Annotated in this window: 25 protein-coding genes; 11 read left to right on the forward strand and 14 right to left on the reverse strand. The window is 57.9% G+C overall.

Translation table 11 applies throughout. From position 1 onward, the window contains the following. Positions 1 to 37: 37 nt before the first annotated feature. The 7 genes from nrdI to I6I71_RS02780 all read right to left on the reverse strand — a co-directional run bounded on the left by nrdI (position 38) and on the right by I6I71_RS02780 (position 6,332). A complete protein-coding gene (nrdI, locus tag I6I71_RS02750) occupies positions 38 to 487 on the reverse strand; it encodes a class Ib ribonucleoside-diphosphate reductase assembly flavoprotein NrdI (protein ID WP_052093126.1) in 450 nt (149 codons plus the stop codon). Positions 488 to 603: 116 nt separating this feature from the next. Beyond that, a complete protein-coding gene (locus I6I71_RS12195) occupies positions 604 to 1,284 on the reverse strand; it encodes a metal-dependent transcriptional regulator (RefSeq protein ID WP_022862719.1) in 681 nt (226 codons plus the stop codon). Between the two features lie 517 nt (positions 1,285 to 1,801). After that, a complete protein-coding gene (locus I6I71_RS12015; RefSeq protein WP_236587371.1) occupies positions 1,802 to 1,987 on the reverse strand; it encodes a hypothetical protein in 186 nt (61 codons plus the stop codon). Positions 1,988 to 2,083: 96 nt separating this feature from the next. Beyond that, positions 2,084 to 3,300 (reverse strand): IS3 family transposase gene (locus I6I71_RS02765; protein WP_201822087.1). Its coding sequence is split into 2 segments (ribosomal slippage): positions 2,084 to 3,039 and positions 3,039 to 3,300, totalling 1,218 coding nucleotides; the frame shifts between segments, so codons are not numbered across the junction. Positions 3,301 to 3,363: 63 nt separating this feature from the next. Further along, entirely contained in the window at positions 3,364 to 4,689 is a 1,326-nt protein-coding gene (locus I6I71_RS02770) for an SLC13 family permease (RefSeq protein WP_101734180.1), read from the reverse strand. A 1-nt stretch (position 4,690) separates the two neighbouring features. Beyond that, entirely contained in the window at positions 4,691 to 5,635 is a 945-nt protein-coding gene (locus I6I71_RS02775; protein ID WP_201822089.1) for a 3-hydroxyacyl-CoA dehydrogenase, read from the reverse strand. Next, positions 5,628 to 6,332, reverse strand: a complete 705-nt coding sequence (locus I6I71_RS02780; protein WP_201822091.1) for an SDR family oxidoreductase — start codon at positions 6,330 to 6,332, stop codon at positions 5,628 to 5,630. The genes I6I71_RS02775 and I6I71_RS02780 overlap by 8 nt, the downstream gene beginning before the upstream one ends. A gap of 131 nt (positions 6,333 to 6,463) precedes the next feature. On the opposite strand from I6I71_RS02780, the gene I6I71_RS02785 reads away from it, so the two are divergent. After that, entirely contained in the window at positions 6,464 to 7,378 is a 915-nt protein-coding gene (locus I6I71_RS02785) for a LysR family transcriptional regulator (RefSeq protein ID WP_201822093.1), read from the forward strand. 342 nt (positions 7,379 to 7,720) lie between these two features. Then, positions 7,721 to 8,947 carry an IS1249 family transposase gene (locus tag I6I71_RS02790; RefSeq protein ID WP_269090332.1) on the forward strand — a complete coding sequence of 409 codons (1,227 nt, stop codon included), beginning with the start codon at positions 7,721 to 7,723 and terminating at the stop codon, positions 8,945 to 8,947. Between the two features lie 328 nt (positions 8,948 to 9,275). Here the strand turns inward: I6I71_RS02790 and I6I71_RS02795 are convergent, their stop codons facing one another. After that, the gene (locus I6I71_RS02795) at positions 9,276 to 9,578 is read right to left on the reverse strand and encodes a hypothetical protein (RefSeq protein WP_201822095.1); all 303 of its coding nucleotides are present in this window, start codon (positions 9,576 to 9,578) and stop codon (positions 9,276 to 9,278) included. 251 nt (positions 9,579 to 9,829) lie between these two features. After that, entirely contained in the window at positions 9,830 to 11,287 is a 1,458-nt protein-coding gene (locus tag I6I71_RS02800; protein ID WP_201822097.1) for a DUF5129 domain-containing protein, read from the reverse strand. A gap of 153 nt (positions 11,288 to 11,440) precedes the next feature. On the opposite strand from I6I71_RS02800, the gene I6I71_RS02805 reads away from it, so the two are divergent. The 6 genes from I6I71_RS02805 (at position 11,441) to I6I71_RS02830 (ending at position 17,762) form a co-directional block, all read left to right on the forward strand. Beyond that, positions 11,441 to 12,577, forward strand: a complete 1,137-nt coding sequence (locus I6I71_RS02805) for an ABC transporter ATP-binding protein (RefSeq protein ID WP_052205714.1) — start codon at positions 11,441 to 11,443, stop codon at positions 12,575 to 12,577. Positions 12,578 to 12,661: 84 nt separating this feature from the next. Then, positions 12,662 to 13,873 (forward strand): DUF4032 domain-containing protein, encoded by a 1,212-nt coding sequence (locus I6I71_RS02810; protein ID WP_201823231.1) that lies wholly within the window; start codon positions 12,662 to 12,664, stop codon positions 13,871 to 13,873. Positions 13,874 to 13,926: 53 nt separating this feature from the next. Beyond that, on the forward strand, positions 13,927 to 15,255 hold the full coding sequence (locus I6I71_RS02815; protein ID WP_201822099.1) for an ABC transporter substrate-binding protein: 1,329 nt from the start codon (positions 13,927 to 13,929) through the stop codon (positions 15,253 to 15,255). Between the two features lie 105 nt (positions 15,256 to 15,360). Beyond that, entirely contained in the window at positions 15,361 to 16,206 is an 846-nt protein-coding gene (locus tag I6I71_RS02820; protein ID WP_052205712.1) for a carbohydrate ABC transporter permease, read from the forward strand. Positions 16,207 to 16,209: 3 nt separating this feature from the next. Beyond that, complete coding sequence (locus I6I71_RS02825) at positions 16,210 to 17,124, forward strand: carbohydrate ABC transporter permease (protein ID WP_052205711.1); 915 nt, start codon at positions 16,210 to 16,212, stop codon at positions 17,122 to 17,124. Between the two features lie 44 nt (positions 17,125 to 17,168). Then, positions 17,169 to 17,762: a MusI family membrane protein gene (locus tag I6I71_RS02830; protein WP_201822101.1), complete on the forward strand. Its 594-nt coding sequence runs from the start codon at positions 17,169 to 17,171 to the stop codon at positions 17,760 to 17,762. Here the strand turns inward: I6I71_RS02830 and I6I71_RS02835 are convergent. After that, positions 17,759 to 18,466 carry a hypothetical protein gene (locus I6I71_RS02835; RefSeq protein ID WP_201822103.1) on the reverse strand — a complete coding sequence of 236 codons (708 nt, stop codon included), beginning with the start codon at positions 18,464 to 18,466 and terminating at the stop codon, positions 17,759 to 17,761. The two genes, I6I71_RS02830 and I6I71_RS02835, sit on opposite strands and share 4 nt — an antisense overlap. 159 nt (positions 18,467 to 18,625) lie before the next feature. On the opposite strand from I6I71_RS02835, the gene I6I71_RS02840 reads away from it, so the two are divergent. Together I6I71_RS02840 and I6I71_RS02845 are read left to right on the forward strand one after the other, a co-directional pair. Then, entirely contained in the window at positions 18,626 to 18,826 is a 201-nt protein-coding gene (locus I6I71_RS02840; RefSeq protein WP_052205708.1) for a helix-turn-helix transcriptional regulator, read from the forward strand. 12 nt (positions 18,827 to 18,838) lie between these two features. Continuing rightward, on the forward strand, positions 18,839 to 19,339 hold the full coding sequence (locus tag I6I71_RS02845; protein WP_201822105.1) for a hypothetical protein: 501 nt from the start codon (positions 18,839 to 18,841) through the stop codon (positions 19,337 to 19,339). An 8-nt stretch (positions 19,340 to 19,347) separates the two neighbouring features. Here I6I71_RS02845 and I6I71_RS02850 read toward each other — a convergent pair whose 3' ends face one another. Continuing rightward, positions 19,348 to 21,048: an ATP-binding protein gene (locus tag I6I71_RS02850; protein WP_201822106.1), complete on the reverse strand. Its 1,701-nt coding sequence runs from the start codon at positions 21,046 to 21,048 to the stop codon at positions 19,348 to 19,350. Between the two features lie 771 nt (positions 21,049 to 21,819). Continuing rightward, positions 21,820 to 23,073, reverse strand: a complete 1,254-nt coding sequence (locus tag I6I71_RS02855) for a dicarboxylate/amino acid:cation symporter (protein WP_201822108.1) — start codon at positions 23,071 to 23,073, stop codon at positions 21,820 to 21,822. A 145-nt stretch (positions 23,074 to 23,218) separates the two neighbouring features. Between I6I71_RS02855 and I6I71_RS02860 the strand changes: the two genes are divergently transcribed. Continuing rightward, a complete protein-coding gene (locus I6I71_RS02860) occupies positions 23,219 to 23,722 on the forward strand; it encodes an SdpI family protein (RefSeq protein WP_236587372.1) in 504 nt (167 codons plus the stop codon). Between the two features lie 175 nt (positions 23,723 to 23,897). Here the strand turns inward: I6I71_RS02860 and I6I71_RS02865 are convergent, their stop codons facing one another. Then, positions 23,898 to 25,058, reverse strand: coding sequence for a type II toxin-antitoxin system HipA family toxin (locus I6I71_RS02865; RefSeq protein WP_201822110.1), 1,161 nt, complete (start codon positions 25,056 to 25,058; stop codon positions 23,898 to 23,900). After that, positions 25,055 to 25,276 carry a helix-turn-helix domain-containing protein gene (locus I6I71_RS02870; protein WP_201822112.1) on the reverse strand — a complete coding sequence of 74 codons (222 nt, stop codon included), beginning with the start codon at positions 25,274 to 25,276 and terminating at the stop codon, positions 25,055 to 25,057. The genes I6I71_RS02865 and I6I71_RS02870 overlap by 4 nt, the downstream gene beginning before the upstream one ends. Positions 25,277 to 25,331 lie beyond the last annotated feature (55 nt).

Below are 25,331 nucleotides of genomic sequence, written 5' to 3' on the forward strand. Positions count from 1 at the left end.
GGTCTTCATTTTGTGGGAAATCAATGGGGTGTAATTGTTAGTTGCTTTGCTGCTCCCAAAACTTGTGAAGGCCCTGCTTTACAGCGGCAACGTCCTTCTGCGTGCCGAGTAGCTCGAAGTGATACAGCTCTGGAACGTGGCACTTAGCGGAAATGATGCGGCCGGCGACGCAGTAAGCGCTTCCGAAGTTGGTATTGCCTGAGGTAATCACGCCCCGGATAAAGGAACGGTTGATTGGGTCATTGAGGAAGTCGATGACCTGTTTGGGGACTGCGCGTTTGAGCGAGCCACCGCCGTAGGTTGGAACGATGAGTACGTACGGGTGTGAAACCTGGATCATTCCGGTTTTCTTGGGCCGCAGTGGAATGCGCACTGCGGGTCTATCTAAGCGTTCGACGAATCTTTTTGTGTTTTCAGAAACGCTAGAAAAGTACACCAAATCTGGTGAGTCTGACATGACAATCCTGCTCATCCTGGCCTTAGCCATAAGTGGGATAGGTGATGATCGAAAAGATTAACTACGTACTACCGTAGTTGCAAACTACGCCGCACCGTAGTTTTTAAAAGGGCAGGTAGGGACAGGATTAATGAGAAAGGGAAAGACTACAGGCTGTGGTGTGCTACAAACACTGCGTCCGTAGCTGGGCGCCCAAGTACTACCCACTGAGTACTGTCGGCTACCTGTACTTCGAGCGATTCTGAAAAGGGCGTTCCTTCGCGCGTGGTAAGAACAGCCCCAATGACGATGCCTTGCTCTTTGAGGAAGGCCAGCAGTTGTGGGTCGGAATCAGAAATGCGTTCCACGGTCACCTGCGGTTGTGCGCCGCTGTCGGTGAGACGGTGCGCACTGGGGATAGTGACCTGTCCATCAACCGTAGGGATAGGGTCGCCGTGTGGATCCCTAGTGGGGTAATTGAGGAACTTATCCACGCGCTCTATGAGCATGTCAGACACCGCGTGTTCAAGATTTTCGGCTTCATCATGGACCTCGTCCCACGTATAATCCAATGCTTGAACCAAAAAAGACTCAAGCAATCGGTGGCGGCGCACCATGACCAATGCGTACTGCCTGCCAAGTTCGGTTAACTCCACAGAGCCATAGGGCGTGTGTGACACGAGCCCTTGCTTCGACATTTTGCGCACTGCATCGGAGACCGAGGAGAGCTTGAGTCCCAGCTGTTTCGCTATAAGTGTGGCGGTAACGGGCTCGGATGACCATTCCTTTAGCCCCCAGATAGCTTTCAAATAGTTCTGGGTACTGGTGGACAGCTCAGAAACAGACATGAGTAAATGTTAACCCAGCTTCCGTATGCGCCTTAGGCGCTGTGCCCCAACGCTCATAGCGAACAGAGGCCAAGTTTGAGAGGAATGCCGGTAAGGTGGGGCCAGTTAAAGCATTCTTCACTTGAAGGAGAACCACTAATGTCTGAGAAGATTTCAATGAACTTGAAGTGCGCCAGCGTAGTGCGTAATGGAATGGCTAGTACACAGTGCAGTAAAACAGCGCATGTAATGGCTCATGTAATGCACTGTGTAGAGACAGAGCGTCTGGAGCAGGAGTATCAGCGCTCCCGTACTGGACGGCGACGGCGTTATGCGTGGTCTGTGCTGAAAAAATAACCCCGCAGGTTTCCCTGCGGGGTGTTGTTGCAACTAGAACGGCACTTCTTCAGAGTCATTAGCAGCAGCGTTATCTGCGCTGTTCTCGCGGCGTGCTGCTCGTGCCTCAGACTCCTTCTTGGAGTCGATCAGCTGCACAGTGTCGATGCGCGCTACCAGCGGATAGTGCTTGTTGCCGTCCTTATCGGTGTAGTTGTTTAGTCTTCAGCGAGTAGCTCACTGCAACGCGATCACCAGCGCCGATGCATCCGAAGACGCCGAGGTTCTTGGCGTCAGCCACGTAGCCAGTGAGTTCGACAATCTCTGATTCCACCTTGCCTGTGGACTTGTTCTTGAACGTATTACGTGCGTAGACGTTGAGCTTCACCGTCGCACCGCCGTTTGCGTGCTCAAAGATCTTCGGCTCGCGTGCTGCGTTGCGGTTGCCCGCAAATGGTGGACACGTAGTGGAGCTACCTCATGGTTAGGCAGCTGTTTCTTCTTCGTTGGTGGTCTGGGTGATGTGGTGCTCGAAGTCGACGGGGCTGACCATCCCGAGTGCGGAGTGGCGCCGGCGGCGGTTGTAGACCATTTCAATCCAGCGGGCGACACCCGTGCGTGCAGCATCCCTGGTAGGCCAGCGTTGCCGGTCGTAGAACTCAGTCTTCAACGTCGACCAGAACGACTCGGCCATCGCGTTATCAAAGCACACCCCGGTACGCCCGACGGACTGGGCAATGCCCAGGCCGCGGCAGACGTCCCAGAGCTGCTCGCTGGTAAACTGTGCCCCACGGTCAGCGTGAAACACCAGGCCATCAGGAACCTCACCGCGTAGCGTATACGCCATCCGCAGGGCCCGTTCGACCCGGGAAGTATCTTGCACACTATCCATAGCCCAGCCCAGCACTCGGCGGGAATGACCATCACGGACCGCACACAAGTACAGCCAGCCTTCACCGGTGCGCAGGTAGGTAATATCCGACATCCACACCCGATTGAGCTCACCGGCATCAAACATGCGCTTAACCAGGTCAGGAAGCGTGGACTTACGCTTGGACTGAATCGTGGTCACCGGGACGAAGGCACGCGGTGAAATCCCCTCAATCCCCATCAGGCGCATCCGCTTGGCCACAGTCTTCCGATTGAGCGCAATGCCGTAGCGCTCAGCCAGTTCTGCGGTAATGCGCGGTGCACCGTAGACCTGATCAGAGTCAGCCCAAATCTGGCGGATACTGCAGTCAACATCGTCATAAAACGCTGCCCGATCATCGTTACCTAGGAGTCGTTGCTGCTGGTTATGGGACCATTTGTAGTAGCCGGACCGTGACACCTTCAACAAGCGTGCCATACGTTTGATGCTGTAGTTTGCCTTCTCTCGCCGCATTAGTTCGAACTTTTCTGTTCGCGTTGCCTCAAAGCGAAGAAGGCTGTCGCTTTTGACAAAAACTCGTTGTCCATCCGAGCTTCTGCCAGCTCCCGGCGCAAGCGCGCATTCTCGGCCCGAAGATCCGCCGCGCTCATCCCATCGGCAGCGCCTCGGCGCTCCCGCTCATTTTTGACCCACTTGCCCAAAAGCCCCGGGGCGACACCGATCTCTCGGGCCACATGAGCGGTCGGGCGCTGCGACTCAATCACGAGATTCGCGGCTTCACGCCGGTACTCCGGCGTGTACTTCTTGCGTTGTTGACTCACAATGAACATCCTCTCCTACGGACACAACATCCGTACAAGTTGGGTGTCCACTAAACGAGGGTAACCTCAAAACTACGGAAGCATCTCGAATGGGAAGAACATTGGCGTAAGGATAATGACCAGGATCGTCAGCAAGGCTGTGATCGGAACGCCGAGTCTCAGGTAGTCGCGGAAACTGTAGCCGGCAACCAGTGTTTGCGACATTGCCGTTCCGCCAATCGGAGTAGCAATCGACATGTTCGATGCCAAGGCGATCGCCAGGACAAACGTATATGGATTCGCACCAACACCAACCGCAATGCCGATGAAGATCGGCGTCATCATTGCTGCCACAGCTGTGTTCGACATGATGTTGGTCAACACCACGGTCACAATCACGGCAATTGCGAGCAGTATCCAGAGGTTATCGCCGACGATCTGGACGGACAGTTCACTGATCTTCTGACCAGCACCGCTGTCGTTCATGCCTGCAGCGATACCTTGTGCGAAGGCGATCAAAAGGACGGTATTCCAGTCCAACTGAGCCATAGTTTTCTTGAAGTCCACGCATCCGGTGATCAAGACAACTGCAGCACCAATGAGTGCAGTAATTTCGATTGGGAGCAAGCCGGTAACGAATGATACGACGCAGAACAGAAGAGTTGCCGTTGCAATCCACGTATGCACTGTCGGCTTAAAGTTCTCGAATTCTTCAGCACCCGGCGCGTCGCTGCCTTCGAAAGTGCCACCACCGACAACATTGACATCCGCAAAGGTAAACGACTTCTCCATTACCTTGTAGCCAATAGTGACGCAATAGAGAATCAAAACAATCAGGGCAGGGATCGCCACATACGCGAAGGAAAACATTCCCAGCCCGCCGTATCCTGACTCCTCAAGAATGCTGGAGGCGACCGGTTGCGATGTTGAGCCGACCAGTGAGATTGTTCCGCCAACGGAAGCTGCCATACCAAGGGGCATCAACAGATTCTTGTTAGACAGCCGACCAGGCGCGGCGGCAACCATTCCGCCAATCAGCGGGATAAATGTGGCTACCAGCGCTGTATTGCTTAGGAAAGCTGATGCTACACCCGCCACCAGCATCATCACTGCCAGCAGCGACTTCTCATTTCTTGCGAAACGGGATCGTAGGATCCAGCTGCCAAGGACTTTCACCACACCGGTCTCAAAGAGGGCATACCCCACGATCAACATGCCGAAGACCAAGAGAGTTACAGGTGTTGCAAAGCCTGAATAGACCTTCTTGAACTCCATCGTCCCGAAAAGTGCAAGCAACAACGATGAACAAAGCGCAGTGATCGCCAGGGGTATCCGATCAAGGACGAAGGCTACGAGTGTAAGACCAATGATGATTAGGGCAACGTATTCCGTTGCAATGAATCCAGAAAGGTCGATCATTTTAACCCTTTCCCTCCAGAGTTTGCTTGAGTTTTTCGAGTTCCAGGAGAGCAGAGTCGCGCCACGCGACCCTTTCTTCCCACTTATCTAGCGGCATAACTTCTCGTCGTTCGGCCTCGACCCGCGAAACCAGATCAGGCTCCCACGGATCGTTTTGGCCTCGCTCCTGGCCCATCCGCAAATACGCCGGCCCCAGGCGCTCTGCGTGTTTCACGATGCCTCCGCGAGTGTTAACGTCAGCAACTTCGAATGGCCCCATGAAAGCCCAACGGCGTCCAAGTCCGTCCCGAACCACTTTGTCCAAGTCGTTAGCTCCAATTACCCCATCACGAACCAAGGCATAGGCTTCGCGGAGAAGGGCACCCTGCAAACGGTTGAACACGAATCCTTCCTGTTCAACTTTGATGAGCACCGGTTCTAAACCACAGCTCGCATAGATCTCGATTGCTCGTTCCACCAACGCCTTATTGGTTTTCGGTGTTGGGACAATCTCAATGACGGGAAGCAGATACGGTGGGTTGCCGGGATGAGCGACCAATCCTTGCTCAATCAAGCCAGTGTCTTCCATGCTCTTCGATGCCGTAATGGCAGACGACGAGCTGGCGACGATGACATCCTGATCTACATGTTCCGCGATCTGCCGGAAGAGATCCCGTTTCAGCTCAAGCTGTTCGGGAATACATTCTTGGACTAAATCGGCCCCTCGCAATACTTCCGAGAGATCTTCACCGACGCTGAGGTGCACTTGTACCTGCTCCTCCGTCAGTGAAGCCAAACCTGCCGCGGACAACTGCTCTGCCCTTGCACAGACCTCATCGAGAATCAGAGAGCGGCGCTCTGCCGAGGGCTCGTAGATTGCTACGTCATTACCCTCACGCAGGAAGACAACTGCGAAGGCAATACCAATTGATCCGCCCCCAAAGATCGCCATTTTCGTGTTAGACATGCTGAGCTCCTACCGTCATGCCCCCACAAACGTAGAGAACCTGTCCAGTCACAAATCCGGCTTCTTCCCCAAGAAAGAAAGAGACCGCGTTGGCTACCTCCGCTGGGGCACCCATCCGCTTAACTGGAATCGCTTCAATGATCTGCCGGGTCTTGGGGGCGTTTTCCGGATTCGCATTATTGAACAGCTCTGTAGCGATAGGTCCTGGTGCAACGGCATTTGCAGTGATCCCCTGCGATGCCAGTTCGAGCGCCCACGTCTTCGTCATGCCAATTAGTCCTGCTTTGGAAGCCGCGTATGCAGAACGATCGAGCTTGCCCAAGGCCGCACGGGAAGAAATGTTCACCACTCGGCCAAACTGCTCTTGCCTCATCCCTGGCGCCAATGCCTGCATGCAAAGAAACGCGCTTCGCAGATTAAGGTTCATGACGGCGTTAAACTCCGCTACTGTTTGGTTTTCCAAACTGTTCGGAAAGACTGCGCCGACGTTGTTGACTAGGCGGCAAATTGGGCCACCTTCCAGGGCTTTTTCAAGCGCCGCTTGAGTCTCAACAGGATCCGAAAGATCGCAATGTATCGCTCCGTCACCATCTCTATCTAAAACAATGACTTCATAGCCTTGGGATTTACATGATTCGACTACTGCGGCACCAATTCCTCTGCTACCGCCAGTTACCAGCACTCGATTATTCGGCACTCGTGGTCTCCTTCCAGTCTTGAGCTATCCACAACGTCAATGTGGCGTAGATAACACTGACTAGAAGTTATTGAGCAGGACACATATCGTCCAATAACAATGGATTATCACTTATAAGAAAAAGGCATACTGTGGATACGCGCAATATTCATTCATTCATCGCAGTGCATGAAGAGGCAAGCTTTTCAAAGGCAGCAGCGATACTTGGCATAAGCCAACCACTGGTGAGCCAACGGGTCCGCCGTCTAGAGCAAGAAGTCGGCGCTGAACTAATTGCCCGCGAATACCGACCCTTAAGACTGACAGTTGAAGGGGAAACCTTCCTCCCACACGCCCGCGAGATAGCTCGCGCAGAGAAGAATGCGCTAGATGTCCTTAACCACGCACAAAAGGGCGTGCGTGGACGGGTTTCGCTCGGCTACGCAGGCGCCTCAGTAAATAGCCTTCTTCCACCCCTAGCCCAACAACTCCGCAAAGAACTTCCCGCGGTGGAGCTTGATTTAGTGCCAATGATCTATGCGGGTGAGGCCCAAGGCTTAGTGGCTGATGGCAAACTTGACTTGGCTTTCTCAAAGAGACCGCTGGTCAAGCCAGAGCTCAATGAGCTTCTCGTGGAATTTGAGGAGATAGTTTTAGCTCTCCCACCGACCCACCCGTTGGCCTCGGAACCAGTCATTGATCTAGAAAAACTCAAGCACGAATCATGGATCATGCTTGAAGACCTAAAAGGGTCCGGCCTCCGCGGCACGGCCCTGAAACTACTCGAGTCAGCCGGCATCAAACCCAAGATCACGCAGACTGCGCCTGATTCATACACTCTCTTAGCGATGGTGAGTGCTGGCTTGGGGTGCACAATCACGCTCTCAACTGTTGTTCGTAGTGTTCACGCTGACGTCGCGATTGCGGAGATCCGTGGCGGTAGACGTTACCTAGAAGCGACGCTTGTGTGGCGATCAGATCCGTCGCCCGTCGTGGAGGCAGTTGCTACCTCGCTCAAATCCTTTTTTGCAGAGCCGAGGCGGCCCACGGGAAGACTTCTCCCATAGCCCCAGTCATGGCACCTCGCCGAGAGGGCCCATCCGACCCTTGTTCTCCGATGTTTGGCACTCCACGCTTAATTCCCGGTTGCAATGCCAGTCTGCGTAGGACTTTGGCGTGAGGAATATTGGATCTCCGCGGGCTTGTGTGTGTCGCTCCCGTGCAGAGCCTGTACCAGGAGGTTGCGGGTTAAGCGACAAAATGTGTGCTTTTTTGGATATGGATTCCCGGGCCTGCCTGGGCCTACGGCGGGAGAGTGCTCGTTGAATCGGGATTCCCGACCATAGACCGGAAGGTCCACCACTTCAGGCGTTGGATGTGCTACGACAGCAAGCTGTTAAACCAGCTGCATGCCAACTCAACACAGGAAGAGAAAACACAACAGGCCCCTATGCCCGGCATGCGAGCACACCGCCACGAAAATGGGCACCACCTCCAGCGGAAAACAGCGATGGCGCTGTACACACTGCGGGCACACCTTCACCAACCCGAACACGGCTAAGACCAGCGCATATCGGTTTGCCATCTTCATCGACTGGATCACCGGCCAGCGTCCCCTCGACGCTGTGGCTGCTGCACACAACGTCTCCAGGCGCACATTGATCCGCTGGTTCACCTACTTCTGGTTCATCATCGTCCCATGCAAACCAGACCCGTACCGCGTCTACGACCAGCTGTTTATTGACGGCACCTACTTCCACAAAAAATGCCTGCTTGTCGCTGCAACCAGCGAACACGTCGTTGCCTGGCACTGGTGCACACGAGAAACCGCCTACGACTACGCCAAACTCTTCGACCTGATCGCCGAACCCCTAGTCGTGACCACAGACGGCTCCGGTGGCGCAAACAAGGCCATCAAACAATGCTGGCCAAACGCCTCCATCCAACGCTGCCTCGTCCACGTACGCCGCGACACCATCAAAGACACCACACGCCAACCAACAATCACCGCGCACAAAGCACTCCTTCGCCTCGGCAACCAGCTAACCCACATCACCACCCGTGACCAGGCAATTACCTGGGTACTTCGCCTCAACCGCTTCCATGACCTCTACGGTGACTGGCTCAAAGACCGCACCTACCGCAACCAAGTCGCCCCAGAAGAGATCCCAAAACGCATCCGCGACAACCAGCAATGGTGGTACACCCACCCCAGAGCCCGCAGAGCCTACCGCCGGTTCGAGCGTCTCTACCAACAAGGCCACCTCTTCGTCTGGCTCAACCCACCACACCGCACCACAACCGAGCTGAAGACCACCACAAACAGCCTGGAAGGCGGCGTGAACGCACAGCTGAAACACCTTGCCCGAGCCCACCGCGGCGCATTTGACGAACATCAACGAATCATCATGGACTGGTGGCTCTACCTGCACACCCAACACCACGATGACCCGCTGGCGCTAGCAATCGAGCAAGACTTCGGCCGCAAAGGCTACGCACACGCCCGCCAGGCACACATGCGTGAACGCGACCAAGCCAACTCACCCGACGGCCGGCCGAAAGTCTACGACACCGGCATCGACACCGACTTCAACCCCTCCTGGGCCATCCGACACGGCTGGGCAGGACGCTCATAACCCCAGCACAGCACCCCGGGCCCGGCCCATTCCAACCCCCGAAAAGCACACATTTTGTCACTTAAATCGACACGCCGAGAAAAGCACACATTTTGTCGCTTAACCCGAGGTTGCAGGGATTCTGTCGGAGAGACGAAGAGCAGGTCCCCTCGCCACTCGCGCTCTAAAATGGGGGGGGTGGGTGAGCGCTCATCCGGTCACGGGGGGGTTGGACCGTGGGCGAGAGAACCTGCTAAGAGAAACTATACACACGGCTTACATTTCTTGTCTAGTCCTTAGCCAAACTTTTTTCTTGCAGGCTCTGACCAGCGGAAATAGCGCGCTTTAGCTACGCGTTGGCAAAGCTACCGTTCGGGTTATAAGGGTTGAACCACGCCATGATGGGCAGGAACAGAGCCAGCAAGACAATCACACCAATGGCAGCTCCGATGTCAGAGCTGGACTTGTTGTCCTGCGTGTTGTTCTGGGTGCCGCCGGTGTTGTTCTTGCCCTTTTCGTTTTCGCAGTTCGGGTAGCACTTCTTCGTAGTCAGAACTGGTGGCGTAAAGACTTTCGCCTGCGCCTGAGGTGCGACGGTTGCAGGGGTGAATACCAGCGAGGCGGCAACAGCGGCGCCCATCAGTTTCTTCATGGTCTTTTTCTCTTTCAGCAGAGGGGGGAAACAGGACACCGCTGACTTTACCGCGACTCCCCCGGGTGGACGCTTCAAGCAGACGCCTCAAGCAATTGCGGCAACTATCCCCGGTTTGGCAACATGCTGCCGCAATTGAAAAAAGCTCCCCCAGCACTAAACCGGCACTATCCGATGTTTGGGGCAGGCTAGGGCGGCGGGCATAGGCCTAGGGGACGCTTGGGGCGTCGGCAAGCGAGAAGCCCCAACACCTAGTAAGAGCTGGAACCACCCGCACCCGAAAAGCCCGAGCTGAAGCCCGTGTTCGCGCTAAACGAAGACGAGGACGAAGACTGCGCAGCCTGGTGGGCCTCCACGTTGGAGGAATGCCAGCTGTAGATAGTCACGTACGGGATGTAGTTGGAGTAGATGTAGCCAGGATCCGTAAGGCGCGGAGCGTAGAGCTTGTTGTACTCCTTCACGTCCGAGAACTCGCGGCGCTTGATCTCCGGGATGAGCTGGTTGTAATCAGAAAGAATGCGGGTGAACTGGTCCACAAACTTCGGATAATCCGGGTTCTGGTCCAGGTAATCCAGGCCGCGCTCCAACTTGGCCAGCTCGCGCTTCAGCTCCTGGTCCTTGATCTGGCGGCGGGCCTTGATCACGTCCGTGCGCACCTCATTGATAATCACGGCGCGCTCAGCCGGATCGCCCTGCTCAACCGCAAACAGGCGGTTGATGTTCTCCTCCGCGTTACCCGTGTCCTGCACGGTCTCGGCGAACTTGGCCAGCTTCTTGTGGTTCTCCCACGCCTGGCGGTCCGTGCCCACCTCCAGCTGCATCGCGTCATGCATGCCCAGGAAGCGGTCGCGCACCTCCTCCCACTGCTTGCGCAGCTCCGCGTTAGCAAACGCGCTAGACACGGAATTGGCGCGAATGTCCAACTCATCAATGCGCTGGCTCAGACCCGTGAACTCGCGGCCAATGATCGCATGGTTCTCGCGGGCCTGAGCAATCGCTTTCCTGCGTTTGCTGCGCTGGCTCGCCGCAATCGCGCCACCCGCCAGCGTCACGCCGCCAACACCAGCGCCAAGGCCGATGCCAGCGGCTGCCTTGTTGCCGGCGGCGCTGTCAACCGGGTAGTTCTGCGCGGCATCAATGTCCATGGCAAGGTCCGCGCCGGCGAAGTAGCCGGCCGGGATATTGTCGTCCCGCAGCCCAGGCTTCATCGCCTCAAGGGCGTCCTCCAGGCGCTCGCCGGAGCGCAAGTAGAGCTGGTTGGCAACGTCCTCACCGGCGAAGATGAAGTTGTTGCGGCCTTTGACGTCGGTGCCAACGATCAACATGCCATCCGCAAACTTCTTGTCCAGGATTTGGTCCGGGAAGTTATCACGCAGGAAGTTCTCTACCGCGTCGTTGACGTTCTCGCGGCCCTCGTCCAGCGTGATGAAGTGGAGCTTCTTCACCGTGTCCGGGTGCTGGAGACGCTCCACGTCACGAAGCAGGCGCGCCTCATCATCCGCCAGCATCACATCCGAGGGGTCCGAGATCTCCACCGCGGGTGCCTCGGCCTGGGTGGCAATCACCACAGGCTCGGGCGTATCCGGCAGGGCGTAGCCCACCGTGCCGCCAATGCCGCCCAGCAAGGCAGTCAGGCCCAAGACGGCAGCCCAGTCCTTGCCCTTCGTGCTTCGAGATCCGCGGTATCCCTTATTGTTATCCGGATTCATGGCGGCCATGGTACGCGCGGATATTCGGCTGGGCAGGGTGAGAGGGCAGCGTTAGGCGTCGACAAGCAAAAAGCCCCTGCGCACGTGTAACGTTTGAGCTGTACACCCCACAACGGATCGTTCGGCACGTACCTGCCGATGGAGGAGAACACTATGGCAACCGTGACCTATGACCAGGCCACCCGTATTTACCCCGGCGCGGACAAGCCCAGCGTTGACCGCCTGAACCTGGAAATCGCAGACGGCGAATTCCTCGTGCTCGTCGGCCCGTCCGGCTCCGGCAAGTCCACCGCACTGCGCATGCTCGCAGGCCTGGAAGACACCAATGAGGGCCGCATTCTCATCGGGGACAAGGACGTGACCAACGCCAGCCCCAAAGAGCGCGACATTGCCATGGTGTTCCAGAACTACGCCCTGTACCCGCACATGACCGTGCGCGAGAACATCGGTTTTGCGCTGAAGATTGCGGGTATGGACAAGGGCGAGATCAACCGTCGTGTGGAAGAGGCAGCGGCAACGCTGGACCTGACGCAGTACCTGGACCGCAAGCCGAAGGCCCTGTCCGGTGGTCAGCGCCAGCGCGTGGCCATGGGTCGTGCGATTGTGCGTGAGCCGCAGGTGTTCCTTATGGACGAGCCGCTGTCCAACCTGGACGCCAAACTCCGCGTGCAAACCCGTACCCAGATTGCTAACCTGCAGCGTCGCATGGGCGTGACCACCCTGTACGTCACGCACGACCAGACCGAGGCGCTGACCATGGGCGACCGCATCGCCGTGCTGAACTTCGGCGTCTTGCAGCAGGTAGGCACCCCGCGTGAGCTTTATGATCACCCGGATAACGTCTTCGTTGCTGGTTTCATCGGCTCGCCCGCCATGAACCTGTCCACCTTTGATGTGGATCCGCAGACCCGCACCGCGCGCATCGGTCAGGCGAGCATCCCGCTGGACGACGCTACGCTCAACGCCCTATCCGTGGAAGACAACGGCCAGGTGATCCTTGGCTTCCGTCCGGAGTCGCTGGAACTTGTCGGCGCTGATGAGCCGCACACGATCCCGGTTGAGGTGGATTTTGTGGAGGAGCTGGGCTCTGACTCCTACGTCTACGGCCACCTGGCTGGCGGCGGCTGGCGCGAAGCCGGCTTGGAGGAAGGCCGCGAGGGTGCTGCGAGCGACCAGATTGTGGTGCGCACCCCGCCGCTGTCCGGCGCGAAGAAGGGCGACGTGATCCACGCTCGCATCAAGGAGGGCGGCCTGCACGTCTTTTCCAAGGCGACGGGTCAGCGCATCTAGCTTCTTGCTGGTTTAGCTGGTTTAGCTGTGTCTCTGGAGAAGCTGAACGTAGTTTCTCCAGCGTATGCGCCGACGCTGCTCACCATGCCGTGGTCGGTGCCGCTGGAGGAATGGGACTCAGATCTGCTTGCAGCGCTGCCGCGCGGTATTTCCCGCCACACGGTCCGCCTGATCGCCGCCGATGAGTTGGTGTTTGCGGTCAAGGAGATCGGTGAGTCTGTGGCGTACCACGAGTACCGCATGCTGCGCCGCCTGCAGGAATTAGGTGTGCCGTGCGTGGTGCCGGTGGCGGTGATCACCCACCGCGTGGATGCGGATGGTGAGCCGCTGACCGCCTGCCTGGTCACCGAGCACCTGCGGTTTTCTTTGCCGTACCGCGATCTGTTCTCCCGCGAGCTCGCCCCGTACACCGTAAGCAAGCTGATCAGGGCGCTTGCCGTGCTCTTGGTGCGCCTGCACCTGGTCAACTTTTACTGGGGGGATGTGTCGCTGTCGAACACGCTGTTCCGCCGTGACGCAGACGAGTTCCTCGCCTACCTGGTGGACGCGGAGACCGGCGAGTTCCACGAACCGCTGTCCAAGGGCCGCAGGCTTTACGACGTGGACGTGGCCCGCGTCAACATCATCGGCGAGTTAATGGACCTCCAAGCCGGCGGCATGATCGACGAAACCATGGACGTCATCGCCGTGGGCAACGAGATCGAGCGCAATTACCTGGAGCTGTGGGACCTGATGACGGGTGACCTCTACGTCCAGGGCAACCAGGCGTTTGACGCGATCAGTGAGCGCGTGGCCAAGATCAACGCGCTTGGTTTTGACGTGGGCGAAATGGAGATCTCCAACGAGGGCGACATGCGCCGCGTCCATGTCCAGCCGGCGGTGTTCTCCACGGGCTTTAACCGTAGAAAATTGCAAGCCCTGACCGGCCTGGACGTCCAGGACCGCCAGGCGCAGCGGCTGTTGGGTGAGATGGAGGTCTACCGCGCCGTGCGCTACGGCGGCAAACTCCCGCTTGAGGCGGTGGCGCATCGCTGGATGGTCAAGGAATACGAGCCGGTGGTGAGCCTGATCCCGCCCAAACTGCGCGAGAAACTCGAACCCGCCCAGATCTTCCACGAGATCCTGGACCACCGCTGGTTCATGAGCCAAAACGACAAGCGTTTCGTCCCGCTTGCAGAGGCAGCCGAGTCTTACTTCGACCACGTCCTGCCCACCCACCGTGATGAAGCGATGGTCTACCGCGGGGAGTCTGCACCGGATCGTGACGCATCACACAACTGTTTTGATGGGTATTGACATGTCACTACACTGGTAAACGTACGACGTTTCCCTTAGTAGAAGGACGACTCATGAATAAGATCAGTCGCGTACTTGCCACCACGGCAGCTGCAGCACTGACCGCTACCAGCCTCGTTGCCTGCGGTGGCAGCGGCGGCGAAGCCGGCCCAAGCGTGTACTTCCTCAACTTCAAGCCGGAGCAGGATGCGGCTTACCAGCAGATTGCAAAGGAATACACCGAAGAGACCGGCGTTCCGGTGAAGGTGGTTACCGCCGCCTCCGGTAAGTACGAGCAGACCCTGCGCACCGAGGTGTCCAAGTCTGACGCCCCGACCCTGTTCCAGATGAACGGCCCGACCGGCTTTGAAACCTGGAAGGACTACACCGCTGACCTCGGCGACACCCAGGTTGCACAGCAGCTGAACGAGGACGTGACCCCGCTTGAGGGCGAGGACGGCACCGTTCGCGGCGTCCCGTTCGCTGTGGAGGGCTTCGGCATCCTCTACAACGAGGAGATCCTGGACCAGTACTTCGCACTCCCGGGTGCGGCAGTCACGTCCGTGGATGAGGTCACCAACTTCGAGTCCCTGAAGGCTCTGGCTGAGGACATGCAGGCCAAGAAGGACGAGCTGGGTATTGACGGCGCGTTTGCCTCCACCTCCCTTGCCTCTGGTGAGGACTGGCGCTGGCAGACCCACCTGGCCAACGGCCCGATGCACTACGAGTTTGAGAATGTTGGCGACCAGAACACCGCCGACGTGACCTTTGAGTACAACGAGGAGTTCAAGAACCTCTTCGACCTGTACCTGCAGAACTCCACCGTCCAGCCGTCCCTGGCACCGTCCAAGGCAGTGAGCGACTCCATGGCTGAGTTCGCACAGGGCAAGGCCGCCATGGTGCAGAACGGCAACTGGGCATGGAGCCAGATCGCTGAGGTCAACGGCAACGTGGTCAAGGAAGACAAGATCAAGTTCATGCCGATGTACATGGGTCTGCCGAATGAGGAGACCACCGGCATCAACGTTGGTACTGAGAACTACTTTGCTGTGAACTCCCAGGCATCTGAAGAGGACCAGCAGGCGTCCAAGGACTTCCTGGACTGGCTGTTCACCTCTGATGCGGGCAAGGAGCACGTGATCAATGATCTCGGCTTCATCGCTCCGTTTAAGAACTACGGCCCGGAGGACACCCCGGCTGACCCGCTGGCAAAGCAGGTTCAGGCTGCGATTGCTAACACTGAGGTTTCCACCATCCCGTGGGACTTCCAGTACTTCCCGTCGCAGCAGTTCAAGGATCTCTTCGGTGGCAACCTGGCACAGTACGCGTCCGGCAACATGGAGTGGTCTGACGTTGTGGCCAAGTTCGTCGAGGACTGGAAGGCCGAGAAGCGCACCAGCTAAAAGCTGGGTAGCGTAAAAGCGGATCACACGTTGTCGTCGATAAGCGACAGCCCGTGGTGAGGGGATACCCCCTCACCACAACCCTCCCGAAAGAGGCACCTACGCATGCAACAGTCTTTGAAAAAGTATTTCCCAATTTTCGTTTTGCCAACGTTGCTGGCATTCCTCATCGCATTCCTGGTTCCGTTTGTGATGGGTTTCCTGCTCTCGTTCACCAACTTCACAACCATCACCAACGCAACGTGGGTGGGGTTGGACAACTACGTACAGGCGTTCAACGCCCGAGAAGGGTTCGTGCGATCCTTCGGGTTCACGGCGCTGGTATCCATCGTGTCCATCATCACGGTGAACGTGTTCGCATTTGCCATCGCGTGGGTGCTCACCCGCAAACTTAAAGGAACTAACTTCTTCCGCACGATCTTCTTCATGCCCAACCTGATCGGCGGCATCGTGCTGGGCTACACCTGGCAGTCCATGATCAACGCGGTGCTGGCCAAGTACGGCACCACGATCGTGTCTGACTGGAAGTTCGGCTTCGCCGGCCTGGTCATCCTGCTGAACTGGCAGCTGGTGGGCTACATGATGATCATCTACATCGCCGGTCTGCAGAACGTGCCGCCGGAGCTGATCGAGGCCGCCGAGCTGGATGGCGTAAGCAAGTGGGAGATGCTGCGGCACGTGACCATCCCAATGATCATGCCGTCCATCACCATCTGCCTGTTCCTGACGCTGTCCAACACGTTCAAGCTGTTCGACCAGAACCTGGCGCTGACCAACGGTGCGCCTGGCGGCCAGACCGAGATGGTGGCGCTGAACATTGTGAACACCATGTTCAACCGCGTCGGTGTTGAGGGCGTTGGCCAGGCAAAGGCAGTGATCTTTGTGGTTGTTGTCGTTGTCATTGCAATGTTCCAGCTCAGCACCACCCGTCGCAGGGAAGTGGAGGCATAACCCATGACTACCAGCATTCAAGCACCTGAAGCTTCGGCCAAGAAGGCAACGGATAAAGCTCCGGTGAAGGCCTCGGAGGCGCGCGTCTCCGGCCCGGCGAAGACCCTGATCTACGCCGTGCTGCTCTTCCTCACCGTGGTGTTTTTGGGCCCGATCTTCTTCATCCTGCTCAACAGTTTCAAGCAGAAGTTCTCCATCTCCAACAACCCGTTCGCGTTGCCGCTGGGGGACATGTGGGCTGGGTTTGAGAACTACATCACCGGCATCCAAGGCGAAGGCTTTGGCATGGCCATCGTGTGGTCGTTTGTGATCACGATTCTGTCCGTGGCCGCGATTGTGTTCTTCTCCGCCATGACCGCCTACTACATCACCCGTGTGAAGACGTGGTGGACGTCCGCACTGTACTACATGTTCGTGTTCTCCATGGTCATCCCGTTCCAGATGGTGATGTTCCCAACCGTGGCCATCGCGGACCGCCTGGGCTTGGACAACCCGCTGGGCATGGTGGTGTTGTACATGGGCTTCGGCGCTGGCCTGTCCGTGTTCATGTTCGCGGGCTTTGTTAAGTCCATCCCGCTGGAGATCGAAGAGGCCGCGGTTATCGACGGCTGCTCGCCCCTCACCACCTTCTTCCGCGTCGTACTTCCCATGCTGAAGCCAACCGCGATCACCGTGGCCATCCTGAACGCCATGTGGGTGTGGAACGACTACCTGCTGCCGTACCTGGTCATCGGCCTGTCCACCCCGTACCGCACGATCCCGGTTGTGATCCAGCAGTTCGTGGGCTCCCAGGGCAACCGCGACATGGGCGCAATGATGGCGATGCTGGTGCTGGCCATCATCCCGATCATCGTGTTCTACATGTCTGCACAGAAGCACATCGTTGAAGGTGTCGCTGCAGGTGCAGTGAAGGGCTAAGTCGGGCTAGCCTTAAAAGGGTGTTCCACCCAGAGTCCCGTTTCATGTCCGCCGTCACGCTGATGGCGGACATTGTCATTCTCAACATGTTTTTGGTGGTCGCCTGCCTGCCAGTAGTCACGGTTGGCGCGGCGGTGCGCGCAGCCAATGTGGTGGTGCGCGACATGATCCAGGGCGTCGGCTCGCGCTACTGGCTCCGCTTTCTTCGTGAGCTCACCTCCCACTGGAAACCCGCCACCGCCTATTGGTTCCTCCTCGTTCTCTTGCTGGGTCTGCTTGCGTACCAGCAGTTCGTGGTGTTCCAGGCCGGCGTCTCCGGCTTCGCACTCACGCTCATCCAGGCCCTCGCTTTGTCCGGCCTATTCCTCATCGCGGGGGTGACGGTGTGGTTCTACGGCCTCGCGTCCTCCCGTCCGGCGCCTTTTGGGCCTTTGCTTATCGACGCCACGCTCACCACCCTCCGCCACCTCCCCCACACCCTCGGCGCGGTCATTGTCCTGGCGGCAGGGGTGTGGGGCGTGGTTGCGCTGCCGATCGGGTGGGCCGTGCCCTTGACGGTGTTCCTCCTGCCAGCGCTGACGATCTACGTCATCCGCCTGATCATTGCGGGGCCGCTCGGGGAGAAGCTGGACGCTTAGAACGGCTCGGCGACGGTGCGGGCGAGGACGACGGCGCCTGCGTCGATACGCTCAGTGAGCGCGTTCTCAACCGCCTCGGGGGTGTCTCCGGTGAGGAACCAGCCGGTCCAGGTGGTTTTGCCGGGGGAGAAGAGGCCGTCGCCTTTGCCGATGATGTTGAGTGTGGCGTCGCGAAGCCAAAGGGGCCCCACGAGTTTGGTTTGCTCCGTGCTGTCACTTTCGGCGAGGTTGGGTTGGTACGCCACGGCGTGCACGTGGCCAATGAGCTCCTGGTACAGCGCCTCCGCTGTGGCCGCGTTGTGCTCCGCACCCAGGTAGATGACGGTGATCAGTGACATCGCGTCTGTCGGCGCGTCACGCACCCGGAAATCCGCAAGCCCGCCGAGGAACGCCGGGTACGCAGTCGGCTCGGTGGGGCCTTCGAAGAAGAAATCCTCCACCGCCTCATCACGATCCGTCGTGACAAAATCCACCAACGCATTGAGCTCATAGAGCTGCATGGTGTCCGGGGCGGGCAGGTTGTCGTAGGCGGCTTGGCAGCGCAGGTCCCACAGGAAGAACTCGCTGTCAATCGGGTGCGGGCTTGGAGAGATCGCAACAACCTCCGCGCGACTCATGGCCACGCGTGCGCGGTAGAGCTCATACGCGTCGGCGAGGTCGTGCTCGTGAGCGACGAAGTGAGTAGAGACGATCTCATATGCCATGTGCGCCAGCGTAGCTGCGGTGTAGTGCTGGGGGAGCTTTTTTGAATTGCGGCAGCATTCTGCCAAACCGGGGATAGTTGCCGTTGTGTAAAGTTTGCTTGACAGTTGGTCGTTGCGGGTTTACATTTTGTATATGGAAGGGAACGAAAGGAGAGCGGCATGAGCATGGTGCGCAAGTGGCGGCGCTGGCTGGAACTCTCCCAGCAAGAACTCGCCGACCGAGTCGGCGTTTCACGCCAAACCATCGCCAACATTGAACGCGGCAACTATTCGCCTTCCGTGTACCTAGCACTGGACATTTGCCGCGAACTTGGCAAAACCGTCGAGGAAATCTTCGGCGATGACGAGGAACAGCTTTAGGGAGGATTACTGATGAAGCAGTACGGCGACACCATTGTTAACTACGTTGCGGACATTGCCCAGGACGAATTCGAAGCCTCGACCTACTACAAAGCCGACTCTGTAGCGCTGTACACGTCCCTACCGGTGACGGCGCTCGTGGGTACAATCCTTGCCTTGGTACTTCCCGGCCAGCTCGCCATGTGGTCACTGCTTGTGCTTTGCGTGCCTGGGCTCAGTAGCGCAGCCGCTGCCCTCTGGATGCGCAACTACGTGCCACGGCCAGTGTCTAGTCTGCGCAAGATGCCGCGCGGCCTGCTCGTGGTCTACTTCGGCCTGGTCGCAGTGTGGCTGGCAATCATCATTATCACCGGCGCGTACAACCCCGAGGGCGAGTTCAGCGGCGCCGGCACCATTGGCGCCATCGTCGGTGCAGTTATCGGCATGCTGGTTTTCGGCGCACTCGCCGGAAAAATCAGCGAGCGCAGGCGAGCAAAGGACCAGGCGCGTCTCGACGCCACATCTGACGACTAGCCGACCACCTAAATCCGATAACGACGGTTGCGGCTCGTGGGGGGAGCGGTTGGTGAGATCACGTTGGCGTCGACAAGCTTGCGCAAGCGAGGCCGCACACTGCTAAGGCTGACACCTAGCGCATCGGCAATCTCCCGAGCTGAAAGCTCCCCACCTCCCGCAAGAACGTTAATGATCTCCGGGTCCACACTACCCGCACCACCGTTGGATGGGGCAAGCGTAAACCGATCGGGATCACTCGTAGGCACCAAGCTTCCTGCCGACGCAAGCCCGTTCAAGATCGCTCGCGCGTCATCACTATCAAGCCCCACATTGTCTTTCAGCTCCCGGGTAGACACCGCACCGAGGCCATGCGCAATCGCAAGCGCCACCTGTTCCTCCCTAGTCGCCTTCGGAGCAACCCGATTCAGCCACTGCGCAATCTCCGGAGTCAACAAACCGAAGCGGAAAAGCGTCACAGTGAAATCGCCAATGTTCGCAGTAAACAACGGCTGAGGCAGACCATGCGTTTGCATCCCCGACTTCATACGCTGAATTCCACTGCCCTGATTCTCCGCAACACGCGAAGAGCCCCCAGGCGTGCGCAAATGACTCAACAAGTTAGCTAGGTACTGGTTACGAGCAGTCGACCGATTCTCCTGAATATTGTCCACCGTTCGATCACCCCAAAGACCGCCCGGATTATTGATCTCCACCCGATCCGGATAGATATCAATCTGCACCTGCCGACCCAACACCTGCGGGTTGTAATCCCTATGCATCACGGCATTGACCACCGCCTCACGGATAGCAATCTCCGGAATCTCCGGCTCATCAATCATCACAGAACCACGCTCCACAGTCCGCGTACGAAGGTTGGCTAACACAGTCTGGATTGCGTTCTCAACCGCAATCGGCAACGGACCATCACACTGCTTCCGCTCAAGAAAACGCACCTCCCCCGAAGATTTCTCTGTCTGCGGGTGTACCGCAACATCAATGAACAATTGTGGGTAAAACTGCTGCGGATACGTCCCAAGAGCAAGCGTGCCCGCAAGAGTAGGCGTGCCACCCCCATCAACAACATGCAGACGCTCAAGCGCCTCTACATCACTCTTCGTTCCGTACATAAGCCTGGACCCAGACTTAACAAAAGAGCCCAAAAGCGCTTCCCATTCCGGCTTCTCCAGATCATCCAGCGTTGCCTTCGGCGCCGGTGCCAACTCCGCCAAATCCGGTTCATACAAGGTGGCAAGTTGAAACACCTCATACGAAGATAGCCGATGATCACCATCGAACAGCCGCTTATAAGAACCGTTCCGCGGACCCTGGCTTGTGACATAACAAGGCATTAACTTGCCCAACTTCGGATCATCCCTCATCGGGTACACCCTCAAGACAATCACCGGGGCGCCGTTGTACTCATCCGCTTCAGGCTCCACGCGCGGAAGCGGCGTGACACCCGGGTTCTCCTGCGAGGGGCGGAACGCATCCTCTAAGCGATCGCTCATCTGGTGATAGTCAAAATCAGGGTTCACCACAAAACGCCCAGTTTCCTGATCCTCTGAAATCCCCAGAACAATAAGACCCCCACGAGTGTTAGCAAAGGCGCTGACAGTGCTCCAGAACGCTTTGTCGAGTTTGCCCGTACCGCTCTTGGCCTCAATGCAGTGATCATCATCCCGCTGCCGATTGAGGCGCTCCATAATCCTGTTCATGCGATCACTCATGCTGTCAGTTTAGCGAATCTATAGAGTGACGGCCTCACTTTATAGAGTGACAGTTCACTTTTCGGTCAATTTACACAGTGAGGGCGTCACATTATAGAGTGAGGGACCTATTCTTCGAGAGATAATAGAGTGACGGCGTAGTGATGTTTAGTGATTCAGCTGTCCCTGGGGGAGTGGCCTGGGGCGGTGGGGGAGCTTTTTTGAATTGCGGAAGCATTCTGCCAAATCGGGGATAGTTGCATTGACTGCCAGGTGATTGCCAGGTTTGAGTTGCGATGAGTCGTAGCCGCGACCCGCCGTGCGTGTGCCACTAGCAGACAATGATTTTGGCCCTATGTTTCCCCAGGTCAGTTGTCTTTACTCAGCTTGAGTTTTGCGTTGTGTGCTAGTAGGCCCACCGGGAGCGCCTTGCAGGGAGCGACACTGCCTCACTGTTGCCTCACTGCTAGACGACATTGAAAATTACCCCGCAAACCCGCAGGTCGAATATGGAGACATTTGGCGGATTTTGCGTTGTAGTCTAGCAAGGCGTGGGTTGGGCGTGGGTGGGGTGTGGGGAGGGCAGGGGAGTGCCCGACAACAAATGCAAAAGCCCAGGCCGCAAAGCGAAATCTGGCAAACACCTGTGAGCCGTGGCAGATATCCCCGGTTTGGCAGATATTTGCCGCAATTGAAAAAAGGACCCCCAGAGGTCTGGGAGTCCTTCGCTAACGGTCCTTCGCCAGCGGCAGCAGTCTGTGCGGCAGCAGTCTGTGCGGCTAGCCAGTGCGGTTAGCGGGCAGCTTCGGCGTTGGCTTCAGTGTTCGTTGGGGTGGAGGGTTCTGCGTTGGCGTCAGCGTCGTCAAGCGAAGTGCTCTTGATCTTGCCTGCGGCGAACTTGTTGATGATCAACGCGATCGCGCCATCGCCGGTGACGTTGGCTGCGGTGCCGAAGGAGTCAACAACAATGTAGGCGGCGATCATGAGGGAGACCATGGACTCGTCAAAACCAAGGTTGGCCTGCAGCAGGCCAACCGCAGCCATGATGGCGCCACCCGGCACGCCCGGCGCAGCGATCATCATGATGCCCAGCAGCAGCATGAAGCCGAGGATTTGCGGGCTGGTCACATCAAGCCCACCCATGAACACGATGGCCAGGGCGTACAGCATGATCTTCATCATGGAACCCGACAGGTGAATCGTCGCGCACAGCGGGACTACGAAGCCGGCGACGTCCTCGTCCACCTTGTTCTTCAGGGTGGATGCGTAGGTGACCGGGATCGTGGCTGCGGAAGAAGAGGTACCCAGCGCGGTGAAGTACGCCGGCAGCATGTTCTTCAGGGCAACGAACGGGTTCACACCAGCGATAACACCGGCGATGATGTAGAGCAGCAGGACGATGACAAGGGTCATCACGATGGACAGCACCAGGACGGTACCAAACGCGGCGATGGTGGAGCCGAAGTTGTCATTCATGCCCAGGCTCAGGAACGTGCCGAAGATGTAGATCGGCAGCAGCGGGATGACAAAGCTGGTGACAACCTTCAGGATCACCGCGTTGAGCTCATCAAGCACCTGGTGCATGTTCTTCGACGGCACCGCGGTCATTGCAACACCGATGACAAAGGACAGCAGCAGCGCAGCCATCACCGGGAACGGCGCTGGCATTTCGACGCTGAAGAATGGTTCGAGGCCGCCTTCGCTGGGGTCGTCGACGGAGGTGACTAGGCCGTCATTAAGAAAAATCGGGTACAGCACGGTTGCGGTGCCCCACGCGATGAGACCGGAAATGATCGTGGAACCGTACGCAACACCGGCGGTGATGCCGAGCCACTTTCCCGCTCCCTGCCCCAAGCCGGCGATCGCCGGCGCGATCAGCGCGAAAATCAGCACCGGGACGAAGAAGCCGAGGAAGTTGGAAAACAGGCCATTAAACGTGACAAACACGCGCGCAAGCCAGTCAGGGAAGAACAAGCTGCAGACGTAACCGGCGATGATCGCCAGCACAATCCACATCAGCAGCGAGTTCAGAAATTTCGATTTCATTGCTGAAACCCTTCTACAGTGAACGGGAATTGGACAGGGCGCGGCCGCAGCCGTCGCTAATTTCTCATTTTCCCCTAAATAACCACCTGTTTTCCAATCATGGGCTGTTTTCTTTGGCCGTGGCTTCGGGTTTATGCTTGGGGGCATGTCCCCGCTTGCAACCATGACCACGCTTAACGCGGTGCTTGGCACCATTTTCATCGTCCTCGCGCTTGTTTTCCTCATCGTCGGCGCCATGGCTACCGCTGGCAAACTCCCCGGCAATAACGTTGTTGGCCTGCGGGTTCCTGAGGTTCGCAAGAACGAGTCCACGTGGCGCCAGGCCCACCGTGTGGTCGGCCCCTTCTGGATTCTCACCGGTGTGGGCCTCGCGTTGGCCGCCGCGTTTGCGTTCATCGCCTCCGGTTGGCTGTGGATCGCCCCGGCCATTGCGGTGGTTGCGTCCGTTGTTGCTCTTTCGGTTGGTGGGAACTTCGGCGCCAGGGCTGCCCTGCTTGTCGACGACGCGCTGTCCTCCACCTCCGCCGATTCCGCCAGCGCCGGTACCGGTGCTGGTGCCGCCGCCGCCCCGGCCGTGGACCTGGGTGCCTTGCGAAACGCCGCCACCCAAGCCGACAACAAGACCGGCAACAAGACCGGCGGCGAGTAACTCTAGGCGGCCAGTAGCCCCCTGACCAGCGCTAACCCCACACGCCCCACTGGCCTCATTGCAAACAAGGCCGTTTGTTACGGATGTGACTAACGCGACCTGGGGTTTGTAAGCGACCCCGGGGTTGCTTACAGGATCCACACCCAGACCCACCCGAACCCGCCGGGGCCTACTGTCAGGGTTCGAGCTGTGAGCGTCGGAACCGTAGCTCACGCTCCGCGCCGTAGAGTGCAGAACCTTCCACGGGAATCTCCGCGAGGTTGATACCGCTGGCAACCGTGAGCGCGATTTCATTTGCACCGTGTGCGGCTTTCAGCGGGAGACTAATGCTCTCCGCGAAGGCATCCCAGTCCCTTGCGCGCAGGTTTTTAGTTTTGCCGTTCACTGTCAGTGCAAGGGTGAAGTCGCGGTACACGGCTGTGCAGGGGATGTCATACATGGGCGCGACCTCCCAATTACCTGCTACGTTTTGAACAACCGATATGTTTTTGGCGTGGCAGTCGCCGTTGCCGGTCAGCCATGCGAACACCAACTGCAAATAAAGCGTTCGGGCTGCAATACGCGGCTGCGCAGTAACTTCGGCGAGAGCCTGGGTCACTTCTTCGGCTGTGACGTTGTATTTCTGGGATGGGGGGATGTTGAGGATCTGCGTAGCGTCTTCAAGCGGGAGCCTCCGGCCCCCATACCGATCAAAGCGTTGGACTAAGAGTCCACTGACACCGTTGCGGTCTTGGACCAGCTGTGATTGTGCAACCGGAATGCCTAACTTGGCAGCGTGCTGCAGGTGCAGATGCTCATTTTCCACAAGCTGCGGATACTCTGCGGAGCTGAGTTTCAGGATGTAGTCGCCACGATCGATGGTCAGCGGCGTGTTGATCATGGAGGCAGATGCTTTCCCTTGCACGCCGGCGAGACCCTGCGTTTCCACTGTTTCGGTCAGCGTTTGGAAGTCGAGATGCCCAGGTTCTCCCTGCTGGACGGGTGGCACGGGTTTCGTGCCCGTGGGTACCACGCGAACGTCACCAGGTAGGTCGTTGCCAATTGCCAGAAGAAGGGACAGCTCATCATCCAGCGAAGTCTTCACCAGTTTCCGGATGACACTCAAGCGGTGGCCCTCCGGCAGCAGCCCGGTGAAAAAGGCTGGTAGTGCACCGCCTTGCGTATCGACGCCCCCGTCAACCACCGGCAACGACTTCGCCACCGGAGGACCCGCATACCCGGGAAGATACGCAAAGGTGACCCCGCCGTCTTCTTTTCGCACCAGCGTTGCAACGTGGGCATCTTGCTTCCAGACGTCCGCACGCTTGACGGTCCGTAACTGTTCAAGCGAGTTCACGGCGTGACCTCCAGGCGAAGGCCGAGGACATCGAGTGTTTCTAGTGCTGCCTTGAGGCTTGGCGTTGCCGTTCCGTGTTCGAGGTCGCGCACCGTCTTGTCTGAAAGGTTGGCAAGCTGCGCCAGCTGTACCTGGGTGAGCCCGAGGGATTTTCTGGTTTGGCGGATGGTGGCGCCAATTGTTCCGGCGATGACCATCGGATCGGGACGTTGCTGCATTTCGGAAGTATCCTTCGGATTCATACGGGCTCAGACGGCATAGTGCCAGTTTTTC

It is taken from the genome of Corynebacterium riegelii (genome assembly GCF_016728505.1).
Lineage (GTDB): Bacteria > Actinomycetota > Actinomycetes > Mycobacteriales > Mycobacteriaceae > Corynebacterium > Corynebacterium riegelii.

Coding starts and splice junctions, on each gene's coding strand:
- I6I71_RS02835 (WP_201822103.1), bottom strand. CDS start 18,466: ATGGCATATGAGATCGTCTCTACTCACTTCGTCGCTCACGAGCACGAC.
- I6I71_RS02840 (WP_052205708.1), top strand. CDS start 18,626: ATGAGCATGGTGCGCAAGTGGCGGCGCTGGCTGGAACTCTCCCAGCAA.
- I6I71_RS02830 (WP_201822101.1), top strand. CDS start 17,169: ATGTCCGCCGTCACGCTGATGGCGGACATTGTCATTCTCAACATGTTT.
- I6I71_RS02800 (WP_201822097.1), bottom strand. CDS start 11,287: ATGAATCCGGATAACAATAAGGGATACCGCGGATCTCGAAGCACGAAG.
- I6I71_RS02850 (WP_201822106.1), bottom strand. CDS start 21,048: ATGAGTGATCGCATGAACAGGATTATGGAGCGCCTCAATCGGCAGCGG.
- I6I71_RS02795 (WP_201822095.1), bottom strand. CDS start 9,578: ATGAAGAAACTGATGGGCGCCGCTGTTGCCGCCTCGCTGGTATTCACC.
- I6I71_RS02805 (WP_052205714.1), top strand. CDS start 11,441: ATGGCAACCGTGACCTATGACCAGGCCACCCGTATTTACCCCGGCGCG.
- I6I71_RS02770 (WP_101734180.1), bottom strand. CDS start 4,689: ATGATCGACCTTTCTGGATTCATTGCAACGGAATACGTTGCCCTAATC.
- I6I71_RS02790 (WP_269090332.1), top strand. CDS start 7,721: ATGCCAACTCAACACAGGAAGAGAAAACACAACAGGCCCCTATGCCCG.
- I6I71_RS02815 (WP_201822099.1), top strand. CDS start 13,927: ATGAATAAGATCAGTCGCGTACTTGCCACCACGGCAGCTGCAGCACTG.
- I6I71_RS12195 (WP_022862719.1), bottom strand. CDS start 1,284: ATGTCTGTTTCTGAGCTGTCCACCAGTACCCAGAACTATTTGAAAGCT.
- I6I71_RS02855 (WP_201822108.1), bottom strand. CDS start 23,073: ATGAAATCGAAATTTCTGAACTCGCTGCTGATGTGGATTGTGCTGGCG.
- I6I71_RS02860 (WP_236587372.1), top strand. CDS start 23,219: ATGTCCCCGCTTGCAACCATGACCACGCTTAACGCGGTGCTTGGCACC.
- I6I71_RS02825 (WP_052205711.1), top strand. CDS start 16,210: ATGACTACCAGCATTCAAGCACCTGAAGCTTCGGCCAAGAAGGCAACG.
- I6I71_RS02845 (WP_201822105.1), top strand. CDS start 18,839: ATGAAGCAGTACGGCGACACCATTGTTAACTACGTTGCGGACATTGCC.
- I6I71_RS02810 (WP_201823231.1), top strand. CDS start 12,662: ATGCCGTGGTCGGTGCCGCTGGAGGAATGGGACTCAGATCTGCTTGCA.
- I6I71_RS02775 (WP_201822089.1), bottom strand. CDS start 5,635: ATGTCTAACACGAAAATGGCGATCTTTGGGGGCGGATCAATTGGTATT.
- I6I71_RS02870 (WP_201822112.1), bottom strand. CDS start 25,276: ATGCAGCAACGTCCCGATCCGATGGTCATCGCCGGAACAATTGGCGCC.
- nrdI (WP_052093126.1), bottom strand. CDS start 487: ATGGCTAAGGCCAGGATGAGCAGGATTGTCATGTCAGACTCACCAGAT.
- I6I71_RS02820 (WP_052205712.1), top strand. CDS start 15,361: ATGCAACAGTCTTTGAAAAAGTATTTCCCAATTTTCGTTTTGCCAACG.